Here is a 13,553-nt window from a genome sequence, read left to right on the forward strand (position 1 = left end):
CTTGCGGGAGTGGCGTGTTGATGCCGCGCCCGCGCGCACGGCAAGATGCCCGGCAGACGACGAGTTCCAGGAGGCACTGAATGGTTTCCCCACCGGCCCGGTTGGCTGCCGCGGCGGCCAATGTCGTGGGCAAGGTTTTCCAGGGTGGGGTCGCCGATCTGCGGCCGATGCCGCGAGTGCTGATCGACCAGGGGCCCAACCGGTCGGTGTACCGGATGACGCACGGCGCGTCCGAGGTCTCCGGCCCGCCGGTGCTGCTGGTGCCGCCGCTGGCCGCGCCCGCGCTGTGCTTCGACCTGCGCCGCGGCTGCAGCCTCATCGAGCACCTGGTGGAGGGCGGACGGCCGACCTACCTCGTGGACTACGGGATGGTCGCGTTCTCCGACCGCCGCCTCGGCATCGAGCACTGGATCGACGAGGTGCTGCCGAGGGCGATCCGGAAGGTCAGCGAGGACGCCGGCGGACAGGGCGTGCACCTGGTGTCGTGGTCGCTCGGCGGGATTTTCTCCATGCTCGTCAGCGCGGACCAGCCGGACCTGCCGATCGAATCGATCACCGCGGTCGGCTCGCCGGTCGATTTCACCGCGATCCCGATCGTCGCGCCGTTCCGCCCGCTCGTGGACCTGACCGGCGGGCACCTGCTCACGCCGGTGTACCGGGTGTTCGGCGGCGCACCGTCCTATTTGGTCACCCGGGTGTTCCGGGCGACCGGGATCTCCAAGGAAATCACGAAACCGCTGGCGATCCTGAAAAACCTCGACGACCGCGACTACCTCGCGCAGATCGAGGCGGTGGACCACTTCATGGGCAACATGTACGCCTATCCCGGGCGGACGTTCGGCCAGCTGTACCACCGCTTGTTCCGCACCAACGACCTCGCCGAGGGCACCGTCGACCTGAACGGGCGCAAGATCAGCCTGTCCGACGTGAAGACGCCGATGCTGGTGGTGGCGGGCGAAAACGACACCATCGCGCCGCGGGCGTCGGTGGAACGCGTGGTGCAGCTGCTGGAAAACGCGCCGGAGGTCCGGTTCCGCACCGCACCCGGCGGGCACCTCGGCGTGCTCACCGGTCGCCGCGCGCGGGGCACGACCTGGCGGTACCTCGACGAATTCCTGGACGACCGGTCAGCTGGCTGAAGGCTGCGGCGGGAAGAACCACGTCCGCACGTCGCGGGTGAGCAGCGCGCGCAGGGCGAGGCCGGCGAAAATCAGCGGCAGAATGCCGGGCAGGCCCTTGCTGAGCAGCGTGACCAGACTGTTGAGCACCAGGAGGCCTTCGATGACCGCGGCGGTCACGTAGGCCCATTGCTGGCGCTTCGGCAATACGACCGCGCACACCGCGAGCGCGATGGCGGTGGCGTAGGTGATCACGATGTAGAGCTGGGTGAGGCTGATCAGGTCGACCAGCGAAACGCCGGCCATCCCGGCCAGCAGCAGCGGCCCGATCGCGCTCAGCGCGACCTGGATCCACATGAAGATGCGGGCCTGTTTGAGGTCGGCCGGCGCCACCGGAGCGGTCATGCCGGGCAGATTAGGGCATTTCCGGGCTTTTTCGCGCGGATTCCGGGCAGCGGAGATCAATCCGATATGCGCGCGAAGTCGGTAATAAACCGGCGGTACCGTGGGCCGGTGATCGCTGCATACGTGACGTCGCTCGGCGACAGTTCCGAGATCAAGGTCGGTCAGCTTCCAGACCCCGAGCCGGGGCCGCGCGAGGTGCTGGTGAAAGTCTCCGCGGTGACGGTGAACCACGTCGACACTTTCATCCGTTCCGGCGCGTATCCCACTGAGGTTTCTTTCCCGTTTGTCATCGGCCGGGACCTGGTGGGCACCGTTGTCTCGTCGCCAGTAAGCAGCTTCGCTCCTGGCGACCGCGTGTGGTGCAACAGCCTCGGCCACGACGGTCGGCAGGGATCCTTCGCCGAGTACTGCGCGGTTCCGGAGGATCGGCTGTATCGCTTGCCGGACGGGGTTTCCGACGACGCCGTCGCCGTTCTGCACACCGCCGCCACCGCGTACCTTGGCCTTTTCGAGCACGCCGACGCCGGTTACGGCGAGACGATCGCGGTGCTCGGCGCGGGCGGCGGTGTCGGCAGCGCCGTCGTCCAACTTGCTTCGACCGCCGGCCTGCGCGTCATCGCGACCGCCCGCGCCGACGACGCGGAATGGTGCCGGGAATGCGGTGCCGACGAGGTTTTCGACTACACCGATCCCGACCTCTACCGCAAACTCCCCACGGTGGATCTGTTGTGGGACAACGCGGGCGTTCACGACCTGGTTTCGGCGGTGCCGCTCTTGTCTCGTGGCGGCCGCATCATCGCGATGGCCGGAATGGAGTCGACACCGACATTGCCGATCGGCCAGCTGTACACGCGCGACGCGAGCATCCGCGGTTTCGCCATCAGCAACGCCGGTGTCACCGCGCTGGGTTCCGCTGCCCGGGTTATCAACCGGGCCCTGTCCACCGGAATCCTTCGCCCCCGGATCGGCACTCGCCTGCCCCTGTCGTCGGCCGCCGAAGCGCACCGATTGCAGGAATCAGGCGAGGCGCGCGGCCGGATCGTGCTGGAGGTTTGAGTCGACAGTGAGGACGACCTTGCCCTGGAGGTGACCGCCGTCGAGCAGCCGATGCGCGTCGGCGATGCGCTCGAACGGGAACGTCTCCTGCACGTGGACCCTGAGCTTGCCCTGCTCGACGAGCGCGACCAGCTCGCGCAGCGCGACCGGATCCGGCTCGACTCCGATGCCGCTGAACCGCATTCCCGCTGCCTCGTACTTCGCGATCAGCTCGGTGTCCTCCTCGGCGACCGCCGTCACCAGATGCCCGCCTGGCCGCAACACTCCGAGGGACCGCTCGACGGTGTCGCCGCCGAGAGTGTCGAGCACAACGTCGATTTCCCTCGTCACTTCACTGAAGTCGACCTTCTTGTAGTCGATGACTTCGTCGGCACCGAGCCCCTCGACGAACTCCCGCTTGCTCTCGCTGGCCGTCGTTATTACATGCGCACCAAGGGCTTTCGCGATCTGGATCGCGACGTGCCCGACCCCGCCGCCACCGGCGTGAATCAGAACGCGGTCGCCTGTGGTGACTTCGCCAAGGTCGACCAGCCCCTGCCACGCCGTGAGCCCGACGATCGGCAACGCCGCGGCCTCGACGTGCGAAAGCTCCTTCGGCTTGCGGATGAGATGCAGGGCCGGTGCTGCCACGAGCTCGGCGTATGCGTTGGCCGCGCGGGGAAACAACGGCATCCCGAATACTTCGTCGCCGGGCCGGAACCGCCAGGTCAACGCCTCTTCGACCACGCCGCTGACATCCCAGCCGAGCACGAACGGCGGCTGGCCGAGCAACGGGAACTCGCCGTCGCGCAGCCGTGCTTCCAACGGATTCAGCCCGACGGCCTTGACCCGCACTAGGACTTCGGTCGGCAATGGGCGGGGTTCGGGCGCGTCCACGATCGTGAGCACGTCGGGGCCGCCGAGTTTCTGCTGGGTGATGACTCGCATGACTCTCCTGGTTTCTGGAGGGGTACGAAAACCAGGCTAGGATTCCGATAGGTACCTGCAGGTACCTTGGAGTTCATGAGCGAATACGGTCCCGGCGGCGTCTTTCTCGCCGACTGTCCCGCGCGTCTGGCAGTCGAGCTGATCGCCGACAAGTGGACGGTGGTCGTGCTCGCGGCTCTCAGCGAGGGCCCCGTGCGGCACGGCGCGCTGGTCGAGCTGATCGGCGGCATCTCCCGGAAGGTGCTCACCCAGACGCTGCGGCGGCTTGAAGCGCACGGGCTGGTCCGGCGTCAGGCGTATGCCGAGGCACCGCCGCGTGTCGAGTACGAGCTGACCCCGCTGGGCGCGACGCTGATCGAGCCGATCCACACGCTGACGGAGTGGGCTCGCGCGAATGGGGACGCGGTTCTGGATGCGCTGGATTCAGCCGCCCAAAACGATTGAATGCGGCCTCTTGGCTGCGCGTTCACTGGCGAATAGCTGCTGAAACTGCACTTTTCGTAATCAGTGGTGCATTTGTGTTGTCACGATTCGGATTCAGAACGGCGACAGCTGAGGACGGTGCGCAACAAAGGCTCATCCGCGAGCGACCCGTGGGTCACCGCAGGCGGCAGAGGGGCTGCGCAACTCGATCAAACGGACAATAACTATGAGCGTTCCAGAAGATCGCAGTGTTGTCGAGTTCGAAGAACCGGATCACCGGGACGGCCGGTTGAGACGGAGGATGGAGCTGGAGTTCATCGACAGCGGGCTCGACAGCTCCTCGCTCGAGAAGCAGTCTGTCGACGACCTCCGTGCGTCGCTGGTCCGGCTCGACGACATCATCGTCCGGCAGCAGAAGAAACTCGAGCTGCACGAGGAAGCACTGTCGACGGAAAGCGGGTCGAAAGGGCGTGCGGACGCTCTCCGCAAGGTGAATGCCCATCGCAGCGCCTTGAAGATCGCTCTCGAGCGGCGTGAGCAGATCCTCGAGCTGATCAACGGACTGACCGTCGGACAGGAGATCGGCAAGCTGAGAAACGCGGTGTCCGGGGTCGACGACGCCGGAACGAAAGAGGAATTCCACCGGTTGCTCGGCGAATTCGAAAGCAAGACCGACGAGATCGACGGCGAACTGAAGGAAACCAGCCGGAATATCGCCGAGGTCGAGGCCGCGGCGATGGCCACCGACATCGACAAGTACGAGCGGAAAGCCAAGGTGTGGCAGAACTTCCTGGCGAAGGAATCCGTCGCGACCTATGTCGGAGCGGCGATCCTGCTGATCATGTGCCTCGCGGTGGTGGCCGCGATGTTCGCCGCGGTGGAGATCAACCAGGTGCTGTCCAGCGCGTTTCTGCTGGTGCTGGGGTATTTCTTCGGGCAATCGACTGGGAAGCGGCAAGTGGAATAGCTCGGCCCGCCTCCGCGAGACGGGCCGAGCGGCTGGACTACTTGAGCTGCGCGCTGGTCTTCCCCAGCACCCGCCGAGCCACGATCAACTGCTGGATCTGCTGCGTCCCTTCGAAGATGTCCAGAATCTTGGCATCCCGGGACCACTTCTCCAGCAGCGATTCCTCCGTATACCCATACGCCCCGGCAAGCTCGACGCACTTCAACGTCACATCGACGACCGTGCGGCCAGCCTTAGCCTTCGCCATGGAAGCCTGCAGCGAGTTCGGCTGACGGTTGTCCGCCATCCACGCCGACTCCAGCGTCAGCAGATACGCAGCCTCGTAGTCCGCTTCCAGCTGCAGGAAAGTCGCGGCCGCAGCGTGCTGTGTCAACGCCGGGCGGTCGTAGTCGATCGGCACACCGGCTTCAGTCAGGACCCGCCGAGTCTCGTCCAATGCCGCACGCGCGACGCCGATCGCCATGGCGGCCACCAGCGGGCGGGTATTGTCGAAGGTCTGCATGACCCCGGCGAAACCCTTGGCGGTGTCGATTTCCGGCGTGCCCAAGAGGTTTTCGCGCGGAACGCGGCAGTTCTCGAAGCGCAGCACGGCGGTGTCGGACGCGCGGATGCCCAGTTTGTGCTCCACGCGCACGACCTCGAAGCCGGGCGTGCCCTTCTCCACCACGAACGACTTGATCGCGGCGCGGCCCTTCGTGCGGTCCAGCGTCGCCCAGACCACCACGGCGTCCGCGCGCTGGCCGGACGTCACGAAGATCTTTTCGCCGTTCAGGATGTAGTCGTCGCCGTCCTCGGTGGCCGTCGTGGTGATCGCGGCCGAGTCCGAGCCGCAGCCGGGTTCGGTGATCGCCATCGCGGCCCACAGGCCCTTGAAGCGCTCAAGCTGTTCGTCGGTCGCCACCGAGCCGATCGCGGCGTTGCCGAGGCCCTGGCGCGGCATGGACAGCAGCAGGCCGACGTCGCCCCAGCACATTTCGATCGTGCCGAGCACCACGTTCAGGTTGGCGCCGTTGCGGTTTCCCTTGGGACCATTGTCCTTTTCGGACCGGCGAACGCCAGCGGCGCCGGCACCGCCCTCGCCGGAGGAGTTCAGGCCGTCCAGCAGCGCGGCGAACATGTCCAATTCGGACGGATAGGTGTGCTCGGCGCGGTCGTACTTGCGCGAGATCGGCCGGAACACCTCGGCCGCGGCCTGGTACGCCTGGTTGATCAGCGCGCCGGCCTTCTTCGGAGCTTCCAGGTTGATCATGAGTTGCCTTTCGGAGCAAGAAAAAGGATCAGAGGAGGACGGCGCCTTCCATCACGCCGATCGCCCGCAGGTCGCGGTACCAGCGCTCCACCGGGTGCTCCTTCACGAACCCGTGCCCGCCCAGCAACTGCACGCCGGCGTTGCCGATCTGCATGCCCTTGTCCGTCGCGAGCTTCCGGGCGAGCGCCGCTTCCCGCGCGTATTCCTTGCCCTGCTCGGCTCGCGAAGCCGCGCGCAGCGTGACCAGGCGCAGGCCTTCCAGCTCGATCGCGATGTCCGCCACCGAGAACGCGACCGCCTGCCGGTGGCTGATCGGCTCGCCGAACGCGGTCCGCTCGTTCACGTAAGGCACGACGTAGTCCAGCACGGCCTTGCCGACACCCGCGGCGAGCGCCGCCCAGCCGAGCCGGGAAAGCCTGACCACCTCAGTGAAAACGTCCGCCTTGCCGCCGCCGAGCAATGCGCCCGCGGGCAGCGAAACCTTCTCCAGGTGCAGCTTTCCGGTCGCCGCGCCGCGCAGGCCCATCGCCGGTTCGGACTCGATCGTCACGCCCGCGTTGGACGATTCGACCAGGAACAGCGCCGGTCCGCGGCCTTCCAGATCGGCCGAGACCAGGAACAGTTCCGCCTCCGCCGCGCGCGGGACGAGCGACTTCACGCCGTCGAGCTGGTAGCCCTTCGGGGTGCGCTTCGCCTTGGTGGCAGGCTTGAACGGGTCGAACAGCGGCGTCCGCTCCAGCAGCGCGAGCGCTGCGGCCGGCACCTGCTCGCCGGTGAACGCGGGCACGTAATCGGCCTGCTGCTGCTCGTCGCCCCACGCGACCAGCGCGGTGCTCACCGCGGACGGGGCCAGCACGGCCACCGCGAGTCCGAGGTCGCCGTGCGCGAGCGCCTCCGCGACCAGCGCGTTCGTCACGACCGAACGCTCGGTGCCCGCGCCGCCCAGCTCCTCCGGAATGCCGACGAGGCTGATGCCCAGCTCGGCCGCGCGGCTCAGCAGACCCTCCGGCGCGGCGAGCTTCTCGTCGGCGTCCGCGGCGGCCGGGCGCAACTGCTCGGCGGCGAACTCGCTGACCGTCTCGACGATGAGCTTCTGGTCCTCGTCCGGCGTCAGGTCGAACAGCCCGCGGTCGTCCGGCTTCGCCAGCCGAGCCGGCTTGCCCAGCCGCTGGACCGAGGTGAACGACCTGGTCGCCGCCCCCGCCGCGCGGAAACCGCTCCGGGTTCCCGTCTTGACCAGGTTCTGCACCGGTCCGCGCAGCCCGACCCGGTCGATCGCCTTGCTCCCGGCCAACCGGGTGAGCGCGGCCAGGCCGAGGCCCATCGCGTCTCGTTTCCTTGGCGCAGCCATGCAGCATCTCCCTCGCGTTACCTACTGACGAGTAGGTTAACGCGGCGACGCGGAATCCGCCAGTGCGGCCCGGCTCACTCGACCACCGGCCGCCTGGCCAGGGACGTGCGTTCGAACGCGATGAGCAGCAGGACCGAGGCCGTGACGATCAGTAGCAGCAAGGCCGCGGGCACGTTTCCGAGCAACGGCGTGAGCGCGAGCAGCACCACTGCGAGCACGAGTCGCTGCCGGTTCCAGGTGCCGAGGTTGCGTCGCCGCAGTGAGCTCAGGGCGACCAGATACAGGGCGAGTCCGCCGGTCAGCGACCACAGCGCGACGCCGTGCAGCGCGTCCGCCGGATTGGTGTGCAGGGACAGGAACGTCTTCTTCAACCCGAGCGCGACGAGGACGATCCCGGCGATCAGGGGCAGGTGCAGATAGGTGTAGGAGTCGGTGGCGAGCTTGGTCCGCGCGATGCCCTCGGCGCGGGCGAGCCGGCGCTCGGCGACGTTCGCGACCAGGTCGAAGTACGTCCACCACATCCCGGCGGCGAGCGCGATCCCGCAGATCGCCGACCCGGCGACGAGCCAGGTGATCGGCACGTGCCCGATCCCGATGCCGATCGCGACGACCGATTCGCCCAGCGCGATGATCACGATCAGCCCGAACCGCTCGGCGAAATGCGCGGGCGAATGCAGCCGCCAGCCTTCGGGGCCGGACAGGTAGACGTTGAGGTAGTCCACCCCGAGCGCGACCACCCACAGCACCAGCTGCCAGGGTCCGTCCGCAACGTCGGCGACGGCCAGCAGCACCAAGCTCGGGAGCAGCCCGCGCAGCATCTTCAGCAGCACCCGGCGCAATCCGGCGTCGTGCCGGGCGGCGCCGAGGTAGGCGACGATGTGCAGCAGCCGCACGACGGCGTAACAGGCGACGAACAGCAACGGCCCGTCGAGCCCGCCTGGTTCGTTGGTGAGCGCCTGCGGCACCGCGAGCGCGACGAGGAACATCACCGCCATCGCGCCGAACATCGCCAGCCGCGCGATCCCGTGGTCGACGTGGATCATGGTGCCGAGCCACGCGTAACTGCACCAGCACCACCACAGCACCATCAGCACCAGCAGTCCCTCGCCGACGCCGAGCAGGCTCAGGTGCCCGGACATCAGCTCGGTCGTCTGCGTGATGGCGTAGACGAAGACCAGGTCGAAGAAAAGCTCGAGGGTCGTGACGCGGTGGCCTTCGTCCGCGCGAACCAGATGCAACCGTCTCGTGGGCACGGCAGATGCTTACACGTCCGGGGGAGGGGCGGGAGCGGTTTCGCGGAGAGCGTTCAGTCGAGCCCGAGAACCGCGTGCAGTACCGCCGTGAGCTCCGTCTGCAGGTGCGGCCTGCTCTTGATCCGCCCGGTCCGGCTCAGGTCGTTCGCGATGGTCAGCGCAGCGTGCACCCGGATCTTCGCCTCGCGCGCCGGAAGCTCCGGAAACACCGCGCACAGCAGGGAAACCCATTGATCGACGTAGTCGCGCTGGACCCGTCGCAGGTCAGCTTTGTCGCGTTCCGGCATGGTCACCCGGTCCGCCGTGAACGACACCAGCAGTTCCGGTGTGCGCAGCAGAATGTGCACATACGACGCCGCGAGCCGGCCCAGCGCGGACCGTTCGTCGGGTGCCTGCAGCGCCTGCTCGGCCGCCAGCGCGAGCCGGTCGGCCGCGCGGTGTCCGATCGCGACCATCAGCGCGCCCTTGCTCGGGAAGTGCCGGTACACGCTGGGTCCGGCGATGCCCGCCGCCGCGCCGATGTCTTCCATGCTCACCGTGTGGAAGCCGCGTTCGGCGAAGAGCCCGGTCGCGGCGCTCAGCACCTGCTCGCGGCGGGACGGCGTGCCAAGGCTGCTCGCGACCGGCGCCACGGGCTCGGACGGGACCGGCAGCGAGACGTTGAGCACGTCCAACGCCAGCTCGACCAGCAGCGGCACGAAGCGTTTGCGCGCCACCGAGGTGTGGTGCACCGCGACGCTCCCGAACACCGACAGCGCGGCCCAGCACAGCAGCTCAGCCTCGTCCACGGACAGCTCCGGACGCAGCGTGAGCAGGGCTTTCGTCCACGCGTCGAGCACCGCGCCGGACCGGCGGCGGATCTCGCGGCGTTGCTCGCGCGGCAGATGCGGACCTTCCCAACGCCACAGCGCGGCGATCTCCCGGCGCTCGACGGCCTGCGTCGCGAGGCCGGTGAGCAGGGCGTCCAGCTGCTCCAGCGGCGGCGCGGAATCGGCGAGCGCGGCCGCGGTGGCCGTCTCCATGTCGTCGATCCCGGCGAGCACGACGTAGGCGAGGATCGCCTGCTTGTCGGCGAAATGCCGGTACAGCGCGGGTCCGGTGACGCCCGCCGCGGCGGCTATGTCGTTGATCCCGACGCCGTGGAACCCGCGCGCGCGGAACAGTTCGGCCGCGACGGCGGCGAGCTGGGCCTTGCGGTCGCGAGGCCGCGTGCCGCGTGCGGGAGACGTACTCATGGTGAACTGACCATAGCGCGAATCGAAACTACGGCAACCCATTGACACCATGGGGTTCATCGGGCTTATGTTAATGGCCATTAGCACCTACTGGCCGGTATAGTCGGCGGCGAGATACACCGCAGTGTCCAACCATGCCGCTTCGCGGAGGAGTGTTCAGTGAGTAGCGAGGCCTACATCTACGAGGCGTTGCGCACGCCCCGGGGCAAGAACAAGGGCGGTGCCCTGCACGGCACCAAGCCGGTCGACCTGGTGGTCGGCCTCATCGAAGAGCTGAAGGTCCGCCACCCGAACCTCGATCCGCAGGCGATCGACGACATCGTGCTCGGCGTCGTGTCCCCGGTGGGCGAGCAGGGCGCGGACATCGCGCGCACCGCCGCGCTCGTCGCGGGCCTGCCGCAGACGGTCGCGGGCGTGCAGCTCAACCGGTTCTGCGCGTCCGGGCTCGAGGCCACGAACGTCGCGGCGCAGAAGGTCCGCTCCGGCTGGGACCAGCTGGTCATCGCGGGCGGCGTCGAGTCGATGTCGCGGGTCCCGATGGGTTCGGACGGCGGCGCGCTGTTCATGGACCCGGCCACCGCGTACGACCACTACATCGCCCCGCAGGGCATCGGCGCGGACCTCATCGCGACGATGGAGGGCTTCTCCCGCGAGGACGTCGACGCGTTCGCGGTCCGCTCGCAGGAGAAGGCCGAGGCGGCCTGGTCCGGCGGCTACTTCGCGAAGTCCGTGGTGCCGGTGAAGGACATGAACGGCGTCACGATCCTCGACCACGACGAGCACCGCCGTCCGGGGTCCACTGTGGAGGGTCTGGCTAAGCTCAAGCCCGCCTTCACCACGATCGGCGAGATGGGCGGCTTCGACGCCGTCGCGCTCCAGAAGTACCACCAGGTCGAGAAGATCGACCACGTGCACACCGGCGGCAACTCGTCCGGCATCGTCGACGGCTCGGCCATCGTCCTGGTCGGCAGCGAGGAAGCGGGCAAGCGGGCCGGCCTCACGCCGCGGGCGCGCATCGTCGCTACCGCCTCGATCGGCTCCGAGCCCACGATCATGCTGACCGGTCCGACCCCGGCCACCGAGAAGGTGCTGAAGACCGCGGGCCTGACCCCGGACGACATCGACCTGTGGGAGCTCAACGAGGCGTTCGCGTCCGTCGTGCTCAAGTGGCAGAAGGACCTGAACCTGCCGGACGAGAAGATCAACGTCAACGGCGGCGCGATCGCCATGGGCCACCCGCTCGGCGCCACCGGCGCGATGCTGGTCGGCACCGTCGTGGACGAGCTGGAACGCCGTCAGGCGCGCCGGGCCCTGGTGACCCTGTGCATCGGCGGCGGCATGGGTGTCGCGACCATCATCGAGCGGGTGTGAGGACCGAGATGACCGAGAGCAAGACCATCCGCTGGGACAAGGATTCCGACGGCATCGTCACGCTGACGCTGGACGACCCGGACCAGTCGGCCAACACGATGAACCAGGCCTTCCGCGAGTCGCTCGCCGCGACGGTGGACCGGCTTGAGGCGGAGAAGGACGACATCGCCGGTGTCGTGCTCACCTCGGCGAAGAAGACCTTCTTCGCCGGCGGCGACCTGCGCGACCTGATCCAGGCGCAGCCGGAGCACGCGGCCGAGATCACCGCGTCCAGCACCGCGATGAAGGGCCAGATGCGCCGGCTCGAGCAGCTGGGCAAGCCGGTCGTCGCGGCCATCAACGGCGCGGCGCTCGGCGGCGGCCTCGAAATCGCGCTGGCGACGCACCACCGCATCGCGGCCGACGTCAAGGGCAGCCAGATCGGCCTGCCCGAGGTGACCCTTGGCCTGCTGCCCGGCGGTGGCGGCGTGGTCCGCACCGTGCGGCTGCTCGGCATCCAGAGCGCGCTGCTGAACGTGCTGCTGCAGGGCCAGCGGCTCAAGCCGCGCAAGGCGCTGGAGCTGGGCCTGGTGCACGAGGTCGTGGACACCGTCGACGAACTGGTGCCCGCCGCGAAGGCGTGGATCAAGGCCAACCCCGAGGGCGGCGTGCAGCCGTGGGACGTCAAGGGCTACAAGATTCCGGGCGGCACCCCGTCGAACCCGAGCTTCGCGGCGAACCTGCCCGCGTTCCCAGCGAACCTGCGCAAGCAGCTCAAGGGCGCGCCGATGCCCGCGCCGCGCGCGATCCTCGCCGCCGCGATCGAGGGCTCGCAGGTCGACTTCGACACCGCGATCCAGGTCGAGACGCGCTACTTCGTCAGCCTGGCCATCGGGCAGGTTTCGAAGAACATGACCAAGGCGTTCTTCTTCGACCTGCAGTCGATCAACTCCGGCGGTTCGCGTCCGGACGGGTTCGAGAAGTACACCGCCAAGAAGGTCGGCGTGCTCGGCGCCGGGATGATGGGCGCCGCGATCGCGTACGTGTCCGCGAAGGCGGGCATTGACGTCGTGCTCAAGGACGTCTCGCAGGAGGCGGCCGAGAAGGGCAAGGGCTACGCGGTCAAGCTCGAAGAGAAGGCGCTCTCGCGCGGCAAGACCACGCAGGAGAAGTCGGACGCGCTGCTGGCGCGGATCAAGCCGACCGCCGACCCGGCCGACTTCGCGGGCGTCGACTTCGTGATCGAGGCCGTGTTCGAGAGCGTCGAGCTGAAGCACAAGGTGTTCGGCGAGATCGAGAGCATCGTCAACGCGGACGCGGTGCTGGGCTCCAACACCTCGACCCTGCCGATCACCGCGCTGGCCGAGGGCGTGCAGCGGACCGAGGACTTCATCGGGATCCACTTCTTCTCGCCGGTGGACAAGATGCCGCTGGTCGAGATCATCTGCGGCGAGAAGACGTCGCCCGCCACGCTGGCGAAGGTCTTCGACTACACGCTGCAGATCCGCAAGACCCCGATCGTCGTCAACGACAGCCGCGGCTTCTTCACCTCGCGGGTCATCGGCACCTTCATCAACGAGGCCGTGGCCGCGCTGGGCGAGGGCGTCGAGCCGGCGTCGATCGAGCAGGCGGGTTCGCAGGCCGGCTACCCGGCGCCGCCGCTGCAGCTGATGGACGAGCTGACCCTCACGCTGCCGCGCAAGATCCGGGCGGAAACCCGCGCCGCGATCGAGGCCGAGGGCGGCACCTGGACGCCGCACGCGTCCGAGGCTGTCATCGACACGATGCTCGACAAGTACGACCGCAAGGGCCGCTCCACCGGTGCGGGCTTCTACGAGTACGACGAGAACGGCAAGCGCACCGGGCTGTGGCCGGGCCTGCGCGAGGCGTTCAACTCGGGTTCCGCGGACGTGCCGTTCGAGGACCTCAAGGAGCGCATGCTCTTCGCCGAGGCGCTGGAAACGGTGAAGTGCTTCGACGAGGGCGTCCTGACCACGGTCGCGGACGCCAACATCGGGTCCATCTTCGGCATCGGCTTCCCGGCCTGGACCGGCGGCGTGATCCAGTACATCAACCAGTACGAGGGCGGGCTGCAGGGCTTCGTGGACCGGGCTCGCGAACTGGCGTCGCGGTACGGCAGCCACTTCGAGCCGCCGCAGTCGCTGGTGGAGAAGGCCGCCAAGGGCGAGATTTACGAATAAGGCCTGATCTTGTGGCAG

General features: G+C 68.1%; 12 protein-coding genes. 6 read left to right on the forward strand and 6 right to left on the reverse strand.

The window, feature by feature from the left end:
• The first annotated feature begins 80 nt into the window (after window positions 1–80).
• Entirely contained in the window at window positions 81–1,139 is a 1,059-nt protein-coding gene (locus AB5I40_RS34520) for an alpha/beta hydrolase (protein ID WP_370934361.1), read from the forward strand.
• Here the strand turns inward: AB5I40_RS34520 and AB5I40_RS34525 are convergent.
• Window positions 1,128–1,523 (reverse strand): hypothetical protein, encoded by a 396-nt coding sequence (locus tag AB5I40_RS34525; protein ID WP_370934362.1) that lies wholly within the window; start codon window positions 1,521–1,523, stop codon window positions 1,128–1,130. The two genes, AB5I40_RS34520 and AB5I40_RS34525, sit on opposite strands and share 12 nt — an antisense overlap.
• Window positions 1,524–1,631: 108 nt before the next feature.
• Between AB5I40_RS34525 and AB5I40_RS34530 the strand changes: the two genes are divergently transcribed.
• A complete protein-coding gene (locus AB5I40_RS34530; RefSeq protein ID WP_370934363.1) occupies window positions 1,632–2,579 on the forward strand; it encodes an NADPH:quinone reductase in 948 nt (315 codons plus the stop codon).
• On the opposite strand, the gene AB5I40_RS34535 is transcribed toward AB5I40_RS34530, so the two are convergent.
• Complete coding sequence (locus AB5I40_RS34535; protein WP_370934364.1) at window positions 2,541–3,506, reverse strand: NADP-dependent oxidoreductase; 966 nt, start codon at window positions 3,504–3,506, stop codon at window positions 2,541–2,543. The two genes, AB5I40_RS34530 and AB5I40_RS34535, sit on opposite strands and share 39 nt — an antisense overlap.
• A gap of 75 nt (window positions 3,507–3,581) precedes the next feature.
• On the opposite strand from AB5I40_RS34535, the gene AB5I40_RS34540 reads away from it, so the two are divergent.
• Window positions 3,582–3,950, forward strand: a complete 369-nt coding sequence (locus AB5I40_RS34540) for a winged helix-turn-helix transcriptional regulator (protein WP_370934365.1) — start codon at window positions 3,582–3,584, stop codon at window positions 3,948–3,950.
• 205 nt (window positions 3,951–4,155) lie between these two features.
• Window positions 4,156–4,896, forward strand: coding sequence for a hypothetical protein (locus AB5I40_RS34545; RefSeq protein WP_370934366.1), 741 nt, complete (start codon window positions 4,156–4,158; stop codon window positions 4,894–4,896).
• 37 nt (window positions 4,897–4,933) lie between these two features.
• Here AB5I40_RS34545 and AB5I40_RS34550 read toward each other — a convergent pair whose 3' ends face one another.
• The 4 genes from AB5I40_RS34550 to AB5I40_RS34565 all read right to left on the reverse strand — a co-directional run bounded on the left by AB5I40_RS34550 (window position 4,934) and on the right by AB5I40_RS34565 (window position 9,984).
• Complete coding sequence (locus AB5I40_RS34550; protein ID WP_370934367.1) at window positions 4,934–6,145, reverse strand: acyl-CoA dehydrogenase family protein; 1,212 nt, start codon at window positions 6,143–6,145, stop codon at window positions 4,934–4,936.
• Window positions 6,146–6,173: 28 nt separating this feature from the next.
• Entirely contained in the window at window positions 6,174–7,469 is a 1,296-nt protein-coding gene (locus AB5I40_RS34555) for an acyl-CoA dehydrogenase family protein (RefSeq protein ID WP_344272290.1), read from the reverse strand.
• 101 nt (window positions 7,470–7,570) lie between these two features.
• Entirely contained in the window at window positions 7,571–8,749 is a 1,179-nt protein-coding gene (locus tag AB5I40_RS34560; RefSeq protein WP_370934368.1) for a low temperature requirement protein A, read from the reverse strand.
• Window positions 8,750–8,802: 53 nt separating this feature from the next.
• On the reverse strand, window positions 8,803–9,984 hold the full coding sequence (locus tag AB5I40_RS34565; protein ID WP_370934369.1) for a TetR/AcrR family transcriptional regulator: 1,182 nt from the start codon (window positions 9,982–9,984) through the stop codon (window positions 8,803–8,805).
• Between the two features lie 159 nt (window positions 9,985–10,143).
• On the opposite strand from AB5I40_RS34565, the gene AB5I40_RS34570 reads away from it, so the two are divergent.
• Together AB5I40_RS34570 and AB5I40_RS34575 are read left to right on the forward strand one after the other, a co-directional pair.
• The gene (locus AB5I40_RS34570) at window positions 10,144–11,355 is read left to right on the forward strand and encodes an acetyl-CoA C-acetyltransferase (RefSeq protein WP_370934370.1); all 1,212 of its coding nucleotides are present in this window, start codon (window positions 10,144–10,146) and stop codon (window positions 11,353–11,355) included.
• A gap of 8 nt (window positions 11,356–11,363) precedes the next feature.
• Window positions 11,364–13,535, forward strand: coding sequence for a 3-hydroxyacyl-CoA dehydrogenase NAD-binding domain-containing protein (locus AB5I40_RS34575; protein ID WP_370934371.1), 2,172 nt, complete (start codon window positions 11,364–11,366; stop codon window positions 13,533–13,535).
• Window positions 13,536–13,553 lie beyond the last annotated feature (18 nt).

The organism is Amycolatopsis sp. cg13 (assembly GCF_041346965.1).
Classification (GTDB): Bacteria; Actinomycetota; Actinomycetes; order Mycobacteriales; family Pseudonocardiaceae; genus Amycolatopsis.

Bases quoted from the DNA above. Each gene is read 5' to 3' on its own strand.
- AB5I40_RS34545 (WP_370934366.1), top strand. From the start codon at position 4,156: ATGAGCGTTCCAGAAGATCGCAGTGTTGTCGAGTTCGAAGAACCGGAT.
- AB5I40_RS34540 (WP_370934365.1), top strand. From the start codon at position 3,582: ATGAGCGAATACGGTCCCGGCGGCGTCTTTCTCGCCGACTGTCCCGCG.
- AB5I40_RS34525 (WP_370934362.1), bottom strand. From the start codon at position 1,523: ATGACCGCTCCGGTGGCGCCGGCCGACCTCAAACAGGCCCGCATCTTC.
- AB5I40_RS34555 (WP_344272290.1), bottom strand. From the start codon at position 7,469: ATGGGCCTCGGCCTGGCCGCGCTCACCCGGTTGGCCGGGAGCAAGGCG.
- AB5I40_RS34520 (WP_370934361.1), top strand. From the start codon at position 81: ATGGTTTCCCCACCGGCCCGGTTGGCTGCCGCGGCGGCCAATGTCGTG.
- AB5I40_RS34565 (WP_370934369.1), bottom strand. From the start codon at position 9,984: ATGAGTACGTCTCCCGCACGCGGCACGCGGCCTCGCGACCGCAAGGCC.
- AB5I40_RS34575 (WP_370934371.1), top strand. From the start codon at position 11,364: ATGACCGAGAGCAAGACCATCCGCTGGGACAAGGATTCCGACGGCATC.
- AB5I40_RS34535 (WP_370934364.1), bottom strand. From the start codon at position 3,506: ATGCGAGTCATCACCCAGCAGAAACTCGGCGGCCCCGACGTGCTCACG.
- AB5I40_RS34550 (WP_370934367.1), bottom strand. From the start codon at position 6,145: ATGATCAACCTGGAAGCTCCGAAGAAGGCCGGCGCGCTGATCAACCAG.